Source organism: Parabacteroides timonensis, assembly GCF_900128505.1.
In the GTDB taxonomy this organism is placed as follows: domain Bacteria; phylum Bacteroidota; class Bacteroidia; order Bacteroidales; family Tannerellaceae; genus Parabacteroides; species Parabacteroides timonensis.
Map to the genome: position 1 here is coordinate 3871466 of NZ_LT669941.1, position 16770 is coordinate 3888235.

7 protein-coding genes are annotated in these 16770 nt (G+C 47.4%); 6 read left to right on the forward strand and 1 reads right to left on the reverse strand.

The features are described 5' to 3' along the window. The first annotated feature begins 4 nt into the window (after positions 1–4). Both BQ7394_RS23185 and BQ7394_RS23190 read left to right on the forward strand, forming a co-directional pair. A complete protein-coding gene (locus tag BQ7394_RS23185) occupies positions 5–1270 on the forward strand; it encodes a glycoside hydrolase family 5 protein (RefSeq protein WP_075559557.1) in 1266 nt (421 codons plus the stop codon). Between the two features lie 6 nt (positions 1271–1276). Further along, positions 1277–3514, forward strand: a complete 2238-nt coding sequence (locus BQ7394_RS23190) for a glycoside hydrolase family 3 C-terminal domain-containing protein (RefSeq protein WP_075559558.1) — start codon at positions 1277–1279, stop codon at positions 3512–3514. 933 nt (positions 3515–4447) lie between these two features. Here the strand turns inward: BQ7394_RS23190 and BQ7394_RS23200 are convergent. Beyond that, positions 4448–8491: a hybrid sensor histidine kinase/response regulator transcription factor gene (locus tag BQ7394_RS23200; RefSeq protein WP_075559560.1), complete on the reverse strand. Its 4044-nt coding sequence runs from the start codon at positions 8489–8491 to the stop codon at positions 4448–4450. Positions 8492–8705: 214 nt separating this feature from the next. On the opposite strand from BQ7394_RS23200, the gene BQ7394_RS23205 reads away from it, so the two are divergent. The 4 genes from BQ7394_RS23205 to BQ7394_RS23220 all read left to right on the forward strand — a co-directional run bounded on the left by BQ7394_RS23205 (position 8706) and on the right by BQ7394_RS23220 (position 16770). Further along, a complete protein-coding gene (locus BQ7394_RS23205) occupies positions 8706–10193 on the forward strand; it encodes a hypothetical protein (RefSeq protein WP_075559561.1) in 1488 nt (495 codons plus the stop codon). Positions 10194–10213: 20 nt separating this feature from the next. After that, positions 10214–13252, forward strand: a complete 3039-nt coding sequence (locus BQ7394_RS23210) for a SusC/RagA family TonB-linked outer membrane protein (protein WP_075559562.1) — start codon at positions 10214–10216, stop codon at positions 13250–13252. 12 nt (positions 13253–13264) lie between these two features. Further along, positions 13265–14926 carry a RagB/SusD family nutrient uptake outer membrane protein gene (locus BQ7394_RS23215; protein ID WP_075559563.1) on the forward strand — a complete coding sequence of 554 codons (1662 nt, stop codon included), beginning with the start codon at positions 13265–13267 and terminating at the stop codon, positions 14924–14926. Between the two features lie 248 nt (positions 14927–15174). After that, entirely contained in the window at positions 15175–16770 is a 1596-nt protein-coding gene (locus tag BQ7394_RS23220; RefSeq protein WP_075560204.1) for a glycoside hydrolase, read from the forward strand.

The window sequence follows — 16770 nt, forward strand, 5'->3', positions numbered from 1 at the left end:
AGATATGAAAAAGAATCTATATTTAATGATCCTGCTTCTGCTGGTATCCTTTACCGGATGCCGGCAGGACGCCGCAATAACGGATACAGACACGACCGATATGCCCCCGGAAGCATTTATGCGTATCTCCGGAACCGACCTGGTCACCCCCAAAGGGCAAAAGTTCTTCATCCGGGGAACCAGTCTCGGCAACTGGCTGAATCCCGAAGGTTATATGTTCGGCTTCAGCAAAACGAACTCACCGGGACGTATCAACCAAATGCTGTGTGAAATGGTCGGTCCCGACTTTACCGCTGAGTTCTGGAAGTCATTCAAAGACAATTATATCACCCGCGACGACGTGCAGTTCATCGCTGGGACAGGTGCCAATACCATCCGTATCCCTTTCCATTACAAACTCTTCACCGACGAGGATTATATGGGATTGACTTCCAACCAGGATGGCTTCGCCCGCATAGACAGTGTGGTCAACTGGTGCCGGGAGACCGGGTTATACCTGATCCTCGACATGCACGATGCACCAGGCGGACAGACTGGCGATAACATCGACGACAGCTACGGTTATCCCTGGCTCTTTGAAAGCGAAGCCAGCCAGCAACAGTTCTGCGACATCTGGAAGAAGATCGCAACGTATTATAAGAATGAGCCCGTAATCCTGGGTTACGAATTGATTAACGAGCCTATCGCCCCCTATTTCAGTAATATGGAAGAACTAAACGGCAAATTGGAGCCGTTATACAAACGGGTTACAGCCGCTATCCGTGAAGTGGATACCAACCATATCATCTTGCTGGGCGGTGCCCAGTGGAACGGCAATTTCCGACCGTTCACCGATTCCACCTTCGACGATAAGATCATGTACACCTGCCACCGTTACGGCGGAGAAGCGACAAAAGCCGCTATCCAGGAGATCATCGACTTCCGCGACCGCGTGAACTTACCCATGTACATGGGAGAGATCGGACATAACACGACAGCCTGGCAAAATGCTTTCTGCCACGTCATGCAGGAAAACAATATCGGCTGGACCTTCTGGCCTTATAAAAAGATCGATGAGTCCTCTTTCGTCGGTATTAAAACTCCTGAGAATTGGGACCGTATCGTTGCTTTCTCGGAAGCTCCCCGGAGTACTTATCAGGAGATACGCGAAGCTCGTCCGGATCAGGAAGAGGCTAAAGCGGCTCTGATGGAATTTATAGAGAACAGCCGGTTACAAAACTGTACCATTCAGAAAGAATATATCCGCTCACTAAGTTTAAAAGCACAATAAAACGACATGAAACTGATTAAGTATATTGCTTGCTCCCTGTTGTTGTTTCCTGCATTTGTCCAGGCACAACAAAGCATTCCGGTTTATCTGGATAACAATAAACCGATAGAAGAACGTGTGGAAGACGCCTTATCGCGCCTGACACTCGAAGAGAAAGTGGCATTGACACACGCGCAATCCAAGTTTTGTTCGCCGGGAGTGGCTCGTCTGGGTATTCCTGAATTTTGGATGACCGATGGCCCTCATGGTATCCGTCCCGAAGTATTATGGGATGAATGGGAGCAAGCCGGATGGACCAACGACTCTTGCGTAGCTTTCCCGGCACTGACCTGCCTGGCTGCTACCTGGAATCCGAAAATAGCTTTATTGTACGGTAAGAGTATCGGCGAAGAAGCCCGCTACCGTAACAAAACGGTGCTGCTGGGCCCCGGCGTAAACATCTATCGCTCACCATTGAACGGACGTAACTTCGAATATATGGGTGAAGACCCTTATCTGGCCGGAAAAATAGTAGTTCCCTATGTACAGGGCGTTCAACAGAATGGTGTGGCAGCTTGTGTAAAACATTATGCACTGAATAACCAGGAAGTAAACCGCCACACAACCAACGTCATTGTAGACGACCGTGCCCTGTATGAAATCTATCTACCCGCTTTCAAAGCCGCTGTCCAGGAAGGGAAAGCTTGGGCAATCATGGGTTCTTACAATCTTTACAAAGACCAGCACGGTTGCCATAACCAGTATCTGCTGAACGATATCCTGAAAGGCGAATGGAGTTTCGACGGCGTTGTCGTTTCCGACTGGGGAGGCGTTCATAATACACAACAAGCCATAACCAACGGGCTCGATATGGAGTTCGGAAGCTGGACCAACGGATTATCCAACGGGGCAAGTAACGCTTACGATAATTACTACCTGGCAGACCCCTATCTTCAATTGATCCGGGAAGGTAAAGTCGGCACGAAAGAACTGGATGATAAGGTTAGACGTATCCTTCGCTTGGCTTATCGCACGAATATGGATAGAAACCGTCCTTACGGCTCACTTTGCTCGGATGCACATTTTGCCGCAGCCCGCCAAATCGGTGAAGAAGGTATCGTCTTATTGCAGAACAAGAATAATGTGCTCCCTATCGACCTGAGCCGCGCAAAGAAAATAGCCGTTATCGGTGAAAATGCCGTCAAGATGATGACCGTAGGCGGTGGTTCTTCTTCCCTGAAAGTGAAATACGAACTCTCTCCGCTGGATGGCATCCGCAAGCGAGTGGGCGACAAAGCCGAAGTCGTTTATGCACGTGGTTATGTAGGCGATCCGAGTGGTGAATACAATGGAGTAAAGTCCGGACAGGATCTGGAAGACAACCGTTCGCCGGAGGAATTAATAGCCGAAGCCGTAGCCGTAGCCAAAGAAGCCGACTATGTGATCTTTATCGGCGGTCTGAACAAGAGTGCTCACCAGGACTGTGAGGATGCAGACCGCAAAGAATTGGGTTTATCTTACGGACAGGATCAGGTAATAGCTGCCCTGGCTCAGGCAAACAAAAACCTGATCATGGTTAATATTTCCGGGAATGCCATCGCCATGCCATGGGTGAAAGAAGTTCCGGCCATCGTACAGGCGTGGTATCTGGGCTCGGAAGCGGGGAATGCTATTGCTTCGGTATTGTTGGGAGATGTAAATCCATCCGGTAAGCTGCCGTTCACTTTCCCTGTCTCTTTACAGGATGTAGGTGCACACCAGTTGGGTGAATATCCGGGTACTCCCAGAAACGACGGCAGCAACCTGGTAGACGAGAAGTACAACGAAAGTATCTTCGTCGGCTACCGTTGGGCGGACAAACAGAAAACCCGGCCGCTTTTCAGCTTCGGCCATGGCCTGAGTTACACAACATTCGAATACGGAAAAGTAACAGCCGATAAGAAAGCGATTGCAAAAGACGAACCTATCACGTTCACCCTGACCGTAAAAAATACAGGTGACCGCGAAGGCGCGGAAGTCGTACAGCTTTATATCAGCGACAAGAAATCATCCCTCCCCCGCCCCGTCAAGGAACTGAAAAGTTTCCAAAAGGTTTACCTACAGCCGGGAGAAGTAAAACAGGTATCTTTCACCATCGGTACGGATGCACTGAGTTTCTTTGACGACGGTAAGCACGAATGGGTTGCCGAACCGGGACAGTTCGAGACACTGATCGGTGCATCGGCAACCGACATCCGCAGCAAAGTGGCATTTGAATTGAAATAACCGTCCCCTTCCCTCACTTTTGTCCGGGTATATTGCTGAACAGCGTATATCCGGACTTTCAGAATATCAAAATGCTATATCAAGTGGTCGCAGAAGGCGCTGTATAAGACTTTATACAGAGAGGTCTCTTTTTATATAAATGTCGAAAGGTTCAGCAATATCAGATTGATCTCAATTATGAATATATCATATCATCACAAAAGACTAGAATAAAACATCGGCATCTTTTATCTCAAAGAAAAGACAATTATTCAAAATAATGACACTTCGGATATGCACTGTTTTCAGATCATTATAGAGAAATAAACTATTCAAAAACATAAGATTATGGGTAAAAAAATCTCTTCAGGAATACCTATTTAACTTATATTCACACTAAATTCCGGTTAAAATAAACTGCCATCTCGTTTAAAACGAAAAAAAACTCGTTTTAAACGAGATAAAATTTTCATGTAACTGAACTGAGACCGACATAAGAAGAAAACTTTTTGTTAATTATTGTAACAAACACTCCTCTGGAAGATATCTTTTGAAGGATATACACGTTACATATATACTCTTTTATGCATCATTTTGAAACATTATTATGCTATTATAAATCATTTTGAAAAAAACACGAAATGACTGTTTGGACGTTACAGTTTGCTTCGCTTTTTGTCAGTTTTGAGCCTATTTGTCTCATTATCTTTTATAGGGCAAAGCCCCCCATGCCGCAGGCTCTATTTTGCCGTCTGCTTCAGCAGACGGATATAAAAGACAGGAGGCAAAGCCTCTTCCTTTGTGGGCTTAAGCCCCTTTAAAGCAGGGACTACCATTATATGTCAAAGGGGTTAAAACCCACAGAGGAATCCGGCAAAGCCGGAGCATTTATATATCCGTTTGCTGAAGCAAACGGCAAAAGAAAGCCTGCGGCATGAGGCGGAGCCTTCTTTTTTATTCCTGCTTCATTCGCCTCAGATATTCAGAAGGCAGTACATCGAATTCTTCTTTAAAGCACTGACGGAAATAAACAATGCTGTTGAAACCGACCATAAAGGCGACCTCAGAAACATTATATTTCCCTTCAAGCAATAAACGTTCGGCATATTGCATCTTCACCTTGCGGATATATTCGTTGGTAGAAAGTCCCGTTAGTGCTTTCATCTTCCGGTAAAGCGTAGAGTGGCTCATGCACATCTTATCAGCCAGATAACCTATATCGATCTTTTCAGACGACATGCGCTCCTCGACCAGCTGATTGATCTTCTCCAGGAACTCATTATCCAGCTTGTTCAGCGACTCTTCGATAATAGCGCGTTTATCACCGACGCCAGAGGTTGAACTAAACCGTTCGGCCAGCTTTTTACGAGTATCGAGCAGGTTCTGAATACGACTATGGAGCAATGTAGCACTAAACGGTTTCGTCAGGTACGAATCGGCACCTATCAGGTATCCTTCCTCTTTATCCTGCAACGAATCTTTTGCTGTCAGCAAAACGACAGGGATATGGCTGGTACGGAGATCCTCCTTCAACGTTTTACACATATCCATCCCGTTCATCACCGGCATCATAATATCGCTGACGATAATATCCGGTATGTAGTGGAATGCCTGTTCCAACCCTTTTTCTCCGTTCTCCGCCGTTTTAACGTCGAAAGTATCAGAGAATGAATCGACAATATAATCGCATATATCCTGATTGTCCTCTACGACCAATAAAATACGCTTTCCGCTACCCGAAGGTTCGGGAAGAACCTCCTGTATCTCTTCCTCTTTCGTTTCCTCCTTTTCATTCGAATCGGTATGAAGAACATGCGGATATGTGTTATCGGTCAATAAGCTGATGTAGAAAATACTTCCTACATTCAACGCGCTTTCTACCCGGATATCGCCTTCATGCAGCAAAACCAGATTCTTTACCAATGCCAGGCCGATACCTGTCCCCGAAGCCTGGTGTCCGCTTCCTTCCTGATAATAACGATCAAATATGTGCGGAAGAGCTTCCGCACTGATACCGTAACCGGTATCGCTCACCTTTATTTCGGTCTTGGCAAGCCCGTCGCGCATGACATTGTAAAGACTCAGGGTGATAACACCTTTATCCGTATATTTGATCGCATTCGAGATCAGGTTGTCGAGGACGATCGTGATCACCTCCTTATCGAAGAACAGGGGCATATCCTCCTTCTCCAACTCGATATGGAACTCTATGCCAGGTTTCCGGTTCAGTTCCTTGTATTTCAGCCCGATCTCATAAATCAGGGCAGCTATATTCCCGCGGCTGACACAGAGCTTCTTGTTCTGCGTCTCCGTCTTCCGAAATTCAAGTATCTGGTTGATCAGGTTCAACAGTCGGATCGCACTCTGGTGGATCACGGATATTTTTTGCGAATCGCCGGAAGAGAGCGTGTTACGCTTCAACAAATCTTCCAGTGGCCCTAATATCAGGGTAAGCGGTGTCCGGAGTTCGTGGGTGATGTTCGTATAGAAACGAAGACGTTCGTTGTTCAGCTCCTGTTCCTGTTCGTGTTTCTTTTTTTCCAGGTTATACAAAGACTCCATTTCCACCTTCCGCTTATAGGCATAAGAGATCAGCAGCAAAGTGAGAAGTGCCAGGAAGACATAAAAAGTTTTCGCCCACCAGGTAAGAGCCAACGGAGGAGTAATACATATATCCAACCCCGTGATATCTTCCGACCATTCCTGGTTCCTTATACGTGTTTTGACCAGGAAACGATAATCGCCGGGAGGTATATTACGAAAAGTCACGTTATTGGGATCGGTGACGGTATACCAGGCATCTTCGAGCCCTTTCAACATATAGGCATATTCAACCTGATTGACTAATGCGTAATTCCGTATATTGAAAGTGATATTGAAACTGTTCTGCATATAGCTCAGTTTCACCTTCGATTGCCCGTCGATAGGAACTTCCTGCTCGCTGCTGCCGGTGTTTCCCAGCGGACCGAATATTTTCATTTCCGTAATAACGGCTGCCGGAGCTTCCCGTTTCTCCAACACCAATGCCGGGTTGAAATGGCATAATCCGTTGATAGAACCGAAATAGATCTCCCCGTTCTGATCTTTCGCCACACTCCCGCTCATAAAGTTACCCATCGGCACGTCGTCCCAATGGTCGTAGTTATAGAAGACGGCCTGATCTTTCAGGAGGCAACTGATACCTTTGTTGGTACTCAACCAGATATTACCCATGTTATCTTCCGTTATGGCACGTATATGCGTATTCATCAACCCTTCTTCCCGGCGGTAAACCTTATAATCCCAACCGGATGACGGAGAGAAACAGACCAGGCCCTCCCCCGTTCCGACCCAGACGTTCTGCCGGCTATCTTCGTAAATGGCATTGATCGTATTGGAAGGAAAGAGATTTTCTATACTGAATGCTTTGAAGCTTTGCAAATCGCCATCGCTTACTCCCAGTCCACCGCCAAAGGAACCGACCCACAAACGTCCGCGGGAGTCTTTCAAGAGGCTTCTTATCAGATTGTTTTCAAAGGAATAGTGTCCCTCTATCTTTTTATCGGCAAGATCGACCTTATAAAAGCCGTTACTGGTACCGATCCATAACATGCGGCTGTCGTCCTCATAGAAAGCACGCACATCCTCTTTGGCTATTTCAGGAAGTATGTTGCGACGGAAAGCCTTTGCCTTCGTATCATAATAGTTTACTCCGCTATTAAACATTCCGAACCACAGATTACCTTCTGAATCACGCAGAGCTGCCAATACGGAATTACCGAACGTATCGTTGGTTTCTTCCTGGTAAAGGGCTACCCGCGTTCCTTTATCAAAGACATTGATTCCACCGCCATCGGTTCCGATCCACAACTTACCCTGACCGTCCACACAAACGCTGCTAGCCGTTTTATTATTCAGGCGACTCACAGAACTCTGGTCTGCCGAATAGTAATAGCCTCCGAACTGCGGCGATTCGTAACTCAGGAAATTGATACCGCCTCCCCATACACCTGTCCATACGTTTTTAAACGAATCCTGAAAGATACACCTCACACTCGAATTAGACAAACTATAACCGTCGTCCCCTTCGCGGATATAATGAAACCGGGATTGTTCGGGCAACTGGAACAGGCGTTGCGTCAAATCCATAACGGCAATTCCGCCAAACTCCATGGCAATCCATAACTTATTCCCGTCGAGTTGCCGGATATCATAGACATAATGCATAAGGTTCTTATCCGAATTAAAAGGGATAAAGTTCTCCGACTCCGGGTTATACAAGGCTATGCCTCTGTTGGTTCCGACCCAGATATTATTATTCGAATCCTTGTAGACACACCGCACTTCATTACCCGGCAAGCTGTTCGAGTCGGCTGGATCGTGCATAAAGTTCTTTACCCTCTTCTCCCTAACGGAAAAGATACTGAAGCCATGGTGCACATGCCCGATATATAATTTCCCGTTTCCTCCGTCGACTACCGACCAGATGTTATCACTGACCAGCTCCGGTACGGTTTCTTTATTATAATGGGTGAAATGACCGGTTGCCTTATCCAGGTAATCGATACCTTTCCAATAAGTCGCAATCCAGAGATTACCGTCGGATGCAGCGGCGATATGGGTTACGTCGTCCGTAATAAGACTTTCCGGGATCGTATCGCTATGCCGGTAGATGGTAAAAGTATCATTCGCATAATCGTAGGCATTCAACCCGGTTCGCTGCGTTCCTATCCACAGGACAGAATCTTCCGGGTCGTCGAGCAGGTGGTTCAGTTCATTCCCCGTAATGCCGTACCCGTCTTCCGTCTCGTTTTTATAATAAGTGATGAAGCGTGTCCCGTCGAACTTATTCAGGCCTTCTTCCGTGGCAAACCACAAAAAGCCTTCTTTGTCCTGGGCTATACTGACCACATAGTTGTTGGATAATCCTTTTCCGATACCTAGTTGTCTGACTGCATAAGGTTGTGCCGACAAAAGGACAGGAAATAGTAGAAGATAAAGTAAAAATCGGATTCTCATGGCATTCGTTTTCTATTCCAATTCAAACATACGAAGAAAATCCGTAATTAAGATACACAGATCGTTCATTGCAAGATTTGTGCCCTGTGATTGCACGATTTACCCATACTTATAGAAAATAAGATCACTTATCTTTGCATTAAGTTAAAAATGTAAACAATACATTTCTAAGAGTATAAAGTAATCAATTAGTTTAACTTTAAAAGCAATATTTATGAAGACACATCTATTTAATGCCCTGTTACTTTGGGCATTTACATCGTTGGCTTTATGGACAACAGGATGTAGCGACGACGACGGCTATCCTGACGTAGACGGACAGAGCCCCGCTCTGACCTTAACAAGTGACCATATTCAGACCGCAGCCGGACGAAGCTTCACAATCAAGGGAACAGTCAGCGATAAAGATGGTATCGCCGCCATCAAGCTCGAATGTTCCGATCTCAATCTCAACAAGACGATCGATCTGATCGAAATCTATGAGAAACCTCTCGAAACATACGACCTTAGTTATAGCTTTGCTATCCAGAAAGACGAGATCGGCGAACAGTTCACTGTCAAGGTTACTATTATAGATGTAGGCGGACGGTCCGTATCACAGGATGTGTTGGTAACGATGGACGGCGACTTCGAGAACCCGACATTTACGGTATCTCCGGACGCGAGCGTCACCGTACTTATCAAAGCAGAAACCAAATTCAACCTGCGTTTCTCCGTCAAGGACGACCGGGCGTTGGATTACGTAACGGTAGAAATCCCGGGTATCGACGGTTATTCTCCCCGCAAGTTGGAGGTTAATGGTGAAAAGACATTTGAATTCTCTGAGAAAATCGCATTACCAAGCATTATACAGGATTATAATGTAACGATCACAGCTGCCGACAACGTTGGAAATACCTCTGTTATAAAAAGCCTTATTTCCGTATCCGAATTACAGGACTTCGAAAAGATGTACCTGGCCGACGTAGCAACGGTTGAAGAACTGAACAGCGACGTATTCGGTGTACCTATGCGTATCGAACATACCGGCGCTTACGAATATAAAGCGAATTATTACAGCCAGAAGGCTAACACCGAGATCTTCTTCCTGCCGCAAAAGAGCGACTTCGCCCCGATCTGCTTCGGCCTGGACCCGGAAGACAATAATAAACTGACCGACGACCCGGAAACAGCCAAACCGATCGTTCTGGAACAGGCGAACGTTTATTACGAAATCACATTCAATACGATGGAAGGCACTTATGCCGTACGTAGTTATTCCATTCAGGAAGCTATCGACCCGCTACCTCATGCACAAGGTTCGATGCTTCTCGACCAGTGGGGCGACGGCAGCACGCTTACCGAATTCTATATCGGTTATACCACCACCGGCCCATCCGCCGTACAACGCTTTGCACAGGATGCTACCAACCCGCACCTCTTCTACCTGGAAGATAACCTGGAACTAACCGGAGGCGAATCGATGAACTTCATCATTCATAACTATCACTCCGACGGCTGGTGGAACTACTGCACATGGCGTACCGACAATTCGGCAGAACCCGAAACGTTCGATTACTATGGCAATGTAAAAAACCCGGCATGGACAATACCTAATACGACACAGGACAACTGGGCTAAACCGGCTGTAAATGTGACAGGTTCGTATAAGTTCTACTTCGATGCACATTTGGGAAGAGCTAAATTAGTCCGAGTAAATTAATCTATAATATTGAAACTGGTATGAGAAAGCAATTATTAATAACATGTCTGTTACTGTTGGCATTATGTGGTTATGCACAGCAGATAACAGTTAAAGGAATAGTAACTTCCGCTACCGACAGCGAGCCGCTGATCGGAGCTACGATACAGATCAAAGGTGCCGGCAGCGGGACTATAACGGGCATCGACGGTGATTATACATTGGCAAATGTCAACCCCAATGCGATACTTATATTCTCTTCCATAGGTTATGAGACCCAGGAGGTCCGTATCAATGGACAACCGACAGTCAATGTAGTCATGAAAGAAGCGAGCGAGTTGCTCGACGAAGTGGTAGTGATCGGTTATGGTGCCGTGAAAAGAAGTGACCTGACAAGTTCCATTTCTACCGTGAAAGGGGAACAGATCACGGAAATGACTACCGGTAATGCGATGGATGCCCTCCAGGGGAAAGTAAACGGCGTGCAGGTCACCAGTGGTGGTGGCCCGGGCACCCAGCCCAAGGTATTGATCCGCGGTGTGACGACAGTCAACGGTAGCGACCCGTTGTATGTAGTCGACGGTATGCCTGTCGGTACAAACATCAACTTCCTGAACAGCAACGACATCGAATCGATGGAGGTATTGAAGGACGCTTCTGCGGCTGCCATCTACGGTACCCGCGGTTCAAACGGTGTTATCCTGATCACGACCAAGAAAGGGTCTGCCGGAAAAACACGCTTCAACTTCAGCACTTCAGTAGGTTTCCAGACTATCGCTAATCCGAATATGGCTAAGGCTTCGGAATACGAACAGGTATTCAAAGCCCGTTATACCAACGACGGACGTACTCCGATATGGAACAGTAAAGACGGTATCACCGATGCCGAAGGTACCGATTGGTGGGATCAGGTCGTGAACAAGACTGCGCTCGTACAGAACTATTCATTCGGCCTTTCGGGAGGTAATGAAAAACTGGTCTATAACCTGAGTCTGGGATATTTCCGCAATAACTCCCAATATGATGTAGGTTACTGGGACAAGATCAATGCCCGCCTGAACACGGAATACACCTTCAACAAATACGTGAAAATGGGATTCGATATGGCCCCGCGCGTAGAATCGTGGGACGATACCCCCAACCAGTTCGGAGCAGCTATGTCGATGGACCCGACAACTGCTGTTTTCAAGCCGGAATCGGAATGGGTCGACAATATGTACAGTAACTACGCACGTTCCAACAACAACGAGACAGTAAACCCCGCCGGTGCAATCTCACGCCAGAATGCACATTCCCGCGAGTACGGATTCATCGTGAACCCTTACTTACAGATCACACCGATGAAAGGCCTGACTTTACGTACCCAGTTCGGTGCCAATGCACATATCCGCCGTTCGGACTCATTCACACCGAAGTACTATATCCATTCGCAGGAAAAATCTGATTTGAGCAATGTATCCCGCGAAATGCAGGAATGGCTCGACTGGAACTGGACAAACACGGCTAACTATATGACTACCATCGCTCAGAAGCATAACCTGAATGCGATGGTCGGATTCACAGCTGAACGTTTTGCCGCCTACCAGATGAAAGCGGGTCGCGACGAAGTGCCTAATAACTCGGACAACCTACAGGAAGTAAATGCCGGTACGATCGTAAAAACAGCCGATGGTAAAACTTCCTACAATACACTGATCTCCTATCTGGGACGTCTTATGTATAACTACGACAGCCGTTATTACCTGACAGCATCCGTACGTGCCGACGGTTCTTCCAAGTTCCCCACAGGAAACAAATATGCCGTATTCCCCTCCGTGTCAGCCGCCTGGCGTGTGATCGGCGAAGAGTTTATGGCCGACCAGAAGATATTCAACAACCTGAAACTCCGCGGAGGCTGGGGTCGCGTAGGTAACCAGAATATTGACAACTCCGCTTATCTGACCCTGCTCAATGCAGCCGACTATGTATTCGGTTCGAATGCTGACCGTGTGAGCGGTACTTCCGTTTCCTCCGTAGGTAACAACACACTGAAATGGGAAACAGTAGAAGACTGGAACGTAGGTGTCGATATGTCTTTCCTCGATTCACGCCTGGACGCTACATTCGATATCTATCAGAAGAAATCGACAGACATGCTTTATAAGAAACAAAACATTTACGCTGTGGGATATCCCGACTGGAACAGCCAGGTGTGGATGAATATCGGTAGCATGAAGGCTAACGGTTGGGAATTGAGCCTCAACTGGCGCGATAAAGTAGGAGAGTTCTCATACAACGCAGGTATCAACTTATCGTCTGTAAAAAATAAAGCAATCAAGTTCTCCGGTGACGGAGCCGTCCTTACCGGTGCTTTCAACCAGGATCAGATCATCCGCAATGAAGATGGCGGCGAAATCTCCCGCTTCTACGGTTATGTGGCAGACGGACTGTTCCAGAACTGGGATGAAGTATATGCCCACACCGACGAACACGGAACACTGATACAAGCAAATGCACAGCCCGGCGATATCCGCTTCAAGGATATGAACCATGACGGTATACTGGATGAAAACGATAAGACCTGGATCGGTAACCCTTATCCCGACCTGTTGCTCGGATTCAATATCGGATTCAACTACAAGAACTTCGACTTTGCCGCCAACTTCTACGGAACATTCGGCAACGATATCTATAATACGACTAAAGGGTTGTATGCCGGAACCAGCGGCTCGAACGTATACGCCGGAACATTAGGCAAGGTTTGGAGCGGCGAAGGAACCAGCAACGATATCCCACGCTTGTCGGTAAACGATACGAACCTGAACTACACACGTGTATCCAGTTTCTATGTGGAAGACGGTTCCTACATGCGTTGTAAACTGCTTCAATTAGGTTATACTATTCCGAAGCACTTGTTGAAAGGTATGGACCTGCGCGTTTCATTCTCTGCTCAGAATCCGTTCACGATCACCGGTTATTCGGGTATGGACCCGGAACGTCCGCAGATCGGTAAAGACGGTAGCGTGATCGAGACCGGTATCGACAACATCGCTTACCCGAACCCACGCACATTCTTATTCGGTATTGACTTTAAATTTTAATCCTTTTAGAACATGAAAAAGATAATATATATAATCGCATTGATCACCTCGGTGACATTTGCCGGATGCTCCGATTTCCTGCAAGAAGATGTAAGGGGACAAGAGAACCTCGATACCTATTTCCAAACGGAGGAAGAAGCCGAATCATTCCTTACCGGTTGTTACAGTGCCCTGACTTATGGCGGCTGGTGGCAAATCAACAAACTATGGCTATTATCGGAAATGTGCAGTGACGACTGTTGGATGGGAAACACGGCACAAGACCAGGGTGACTATATCTCCGTGGCACATTATCAGGGTAACGGACAATCGAACGAAGCGATCGCCAACTTCTGGCAATACCGCTACAAAGGTATTCTGCGTTGCAACATCGCCATCGAGAGAATCCCTGAAGCTTCTATCCTGGATAAAGAGAAACAAAGCAGACTAGTAGCTGAAGCCCGGTTCCTGCGTGCTTTCTATTACTTCGAACTGGTTAAGAACTTTGGAGACGTACCTCTGGTTACCGGTTTTGTCATGCCGGAAGAGGTAGAAGGTATTACCCGCAGCGAAGCAAGTACGATTTATAAGTTTATTGAAGACGACCTCGTGGCTGCTTCCGAAGTGTTGCCGCAACGTAGCGGATATGCCGATACCGAACTGGGACGTGCTACCCGTGGCGCTGCCCTGGGACTTTTGGGAAAGGTCTATTTGTATCAGGATAAGTGGCAGGAAGCCCGCGATGCTTTCAAAACGGTTATCGACGAAGGGGAATACGATCTGCTTGCCGACTTCGGCGATGTATGGTCGATAGATCACAACAACAGCAAAGAATCATTGTTTGAAGTACAGTTCATGTACAGTGAAACATACGCTTTGGGCGGCTCCCTGTCTGTTATTACCGGTATGCGTAACTCGAGTGACCCGGGTGACGGTTGGGCATGGTGTCAACCGACAAGCGACCTCGAAAACGCTTATATCAAAGCAGGTGACGACGAACGCCTGAAATGGACGATCATCAAGACTGGTTGTACCGAAATAGCCGGAGAAGACAACTTCGACGTTTTCGCTGAGAACTCCAAGAAGATGGGTAGCTACGATACGTATATCAAAAAATACGGCTGGGATGAGAATTGCTGCATCGTCGATCCGGAGAAACATAAATCTGCCCGTATCAACCGGAAATTCTTTGTTCCTTATGCCAAACGTCCGGCTAACTACAATACGGACAAGGTTCCTTTGAACCACCGTATCTTACGCTATGCCGATGTATTATTGATGTATGCCGAAGCCTGCAACGAGCTTGGCGATGACGTAACGGCAAGAACAAGTCTCAACAAGGTTCGCAGCCGTGTTCATCTGCCGAATGTAACGGTCAGCGGCAACGATCTGCGTAAGGCCATACGTACGGAACGACGCCTGGAACTGGCACTGGAAAACAACCGTTTATATGATATCCGCCGCTGGAACGACGACAACGGAAAGAAGGTGATCTGCAACCTGATGGGACAGAACGGTTCGTTCGTCCTGTATAATACAGGATCAAATGCCGACATCTACGAATCGGAAAATCAGGGTGAACCCAGCAACAAAGGTATCTCATTCAATGAAACCCGCGATCTGCTGTTCCCGATCCCATTATATGAGATCACCATGTCCGGCGGTTCCATCACACAGAACCCGGGCTGGAATTAAGTAACTCTTCCTCTCTCGAGAGGGGGCAAGGGGTGTGTTATTGCTTTGCCGTACGGCTTGCTTTAACACGCCCCTTATCCCCTAAAATATAGACCTGACTGTATCAGCAGTTCAGGACACTAATGTCAGACCCGACAGCACAGTAGTGCTACCAACACCAGCACAGTAGTGTCATTGACACTGACTTAGTAGTGCTGGAAGTACCGGATAATATCAAACTTACATTTATTCTATAAATATCAACCATGATGACATTTAAATATATCCTCTGTTTACCATTAATAGCTGCTCTCCTGGCTTGCAGCGACGACGGCCCGGACACTCCTGACCCTGGTACTGACGAACCGGGCACAAGCGTAGAGAAATTAGTATCCATCAATGCCGGACAGACTTTTCAAACCCTGGTGGGATTCGGTGCATCCGATTGCTGGATGCCTGCCTATGTGGGTAAATACTGGACTTCCGGCCGCGACAAAATCAGCGAATTGCTTTTCTCTTCTGAAATACAATCCGGCAATCCCAAAGGCATCGGACTCTCCATGTGGCGTGTGAACCTGGGAGGCGGAAGCGCGGGGCAAGGCGACGACAGCGGCATCGAAGACAAATCACGCCGTGCCGAATCGTACCTGACGGATGATCTTTCATTCGACTGGACACGCTGCGAGGGACAGCGTTATTTCATGAACCGTGCCAAAGAGTTCGGCTGCGAAAGTATGGTTCTTTTCAGTAATACACCTCCCGTACAGTACACCTACAACGGCAAAGGCTTCTCCAACCGTGGAGGAACTTCAAACCTGAAGAGCGAACACTATACCGATTTTGCAGCTTATATGGCCGATGTTGCCCGGCATTACCTGAACGAAGGATATCCCGTAACACATATCTCGCCGGTCAATGAACCTCAGTACAACTGGGAAAGCGGCCAGGAAGGAAGTGGCTGGACGAACGACGAAATCGCCCGGCTGGCATGTGAACTCGATAAGGAGCTGACGCAACGCAACCTCTCGACCGAAATACTGCTCGGCGAATCCGGCGACTGGGAATACCTGTATAAAATCAAGAACGACAATAACCGCAGCAACGTCCTCTCCGCCTTCTTCACCCCCGGCTCTTCTGCCTATGTGGGCGATCTGGAACATGTAAAGAAACGGATCTGCGGCCATAGCTACTGGACCGACGGCACCTGGGACGGCATGCGCAACGTTCGCGCACAAGTTGCACAGGCGGCACAGAAACAGGACATCGACGTATGGCAAAGCGAATGGAGCATGCTGGGCGACGGATACAGTTCATCCGAATTTGCCGGATATGACGCGGCGACTGAAATGGATATCGCCCTCTACATGTCCAAAGTGATACATAACGACCTTACCGTAGCAGGTGTATCTTCCTGGAGCTACTGGACTTCAATGGATATGCCCCGCTGGGGACACAAGAACCGCTTTCTACTGATTGCATTGACTCCCGCAGGAGGGATCGAAGGCGATGTGGAACAGGAAGGCTCCTACCAGGCCACCCCTACCCTTTGGGTACTCGGTAATTACAGCCGTTTCATTCGTCCGGGATACCGCAGGGTATCACTGGAACTGAATGAGTCACGCAGCTTCTTCGGTTCGGCCTGGATATCACCCGAAAATGACAAGATCGTTGCCGTCTACACCAACCTATCGGAAAAAGGTGTCCGCCTGAACGAGACCCATACAGGCTGGGACAATGAGATAAAGGAAGTTACGACCTATACCACCACCGCCAATAAAAACCTGAAGGAAAGTACCGTGACCAATAGTGAGCAGGTGGTTCTGGATGCAGAAAGTGTGACTACAGTTGTGTATAATCTTAAATAA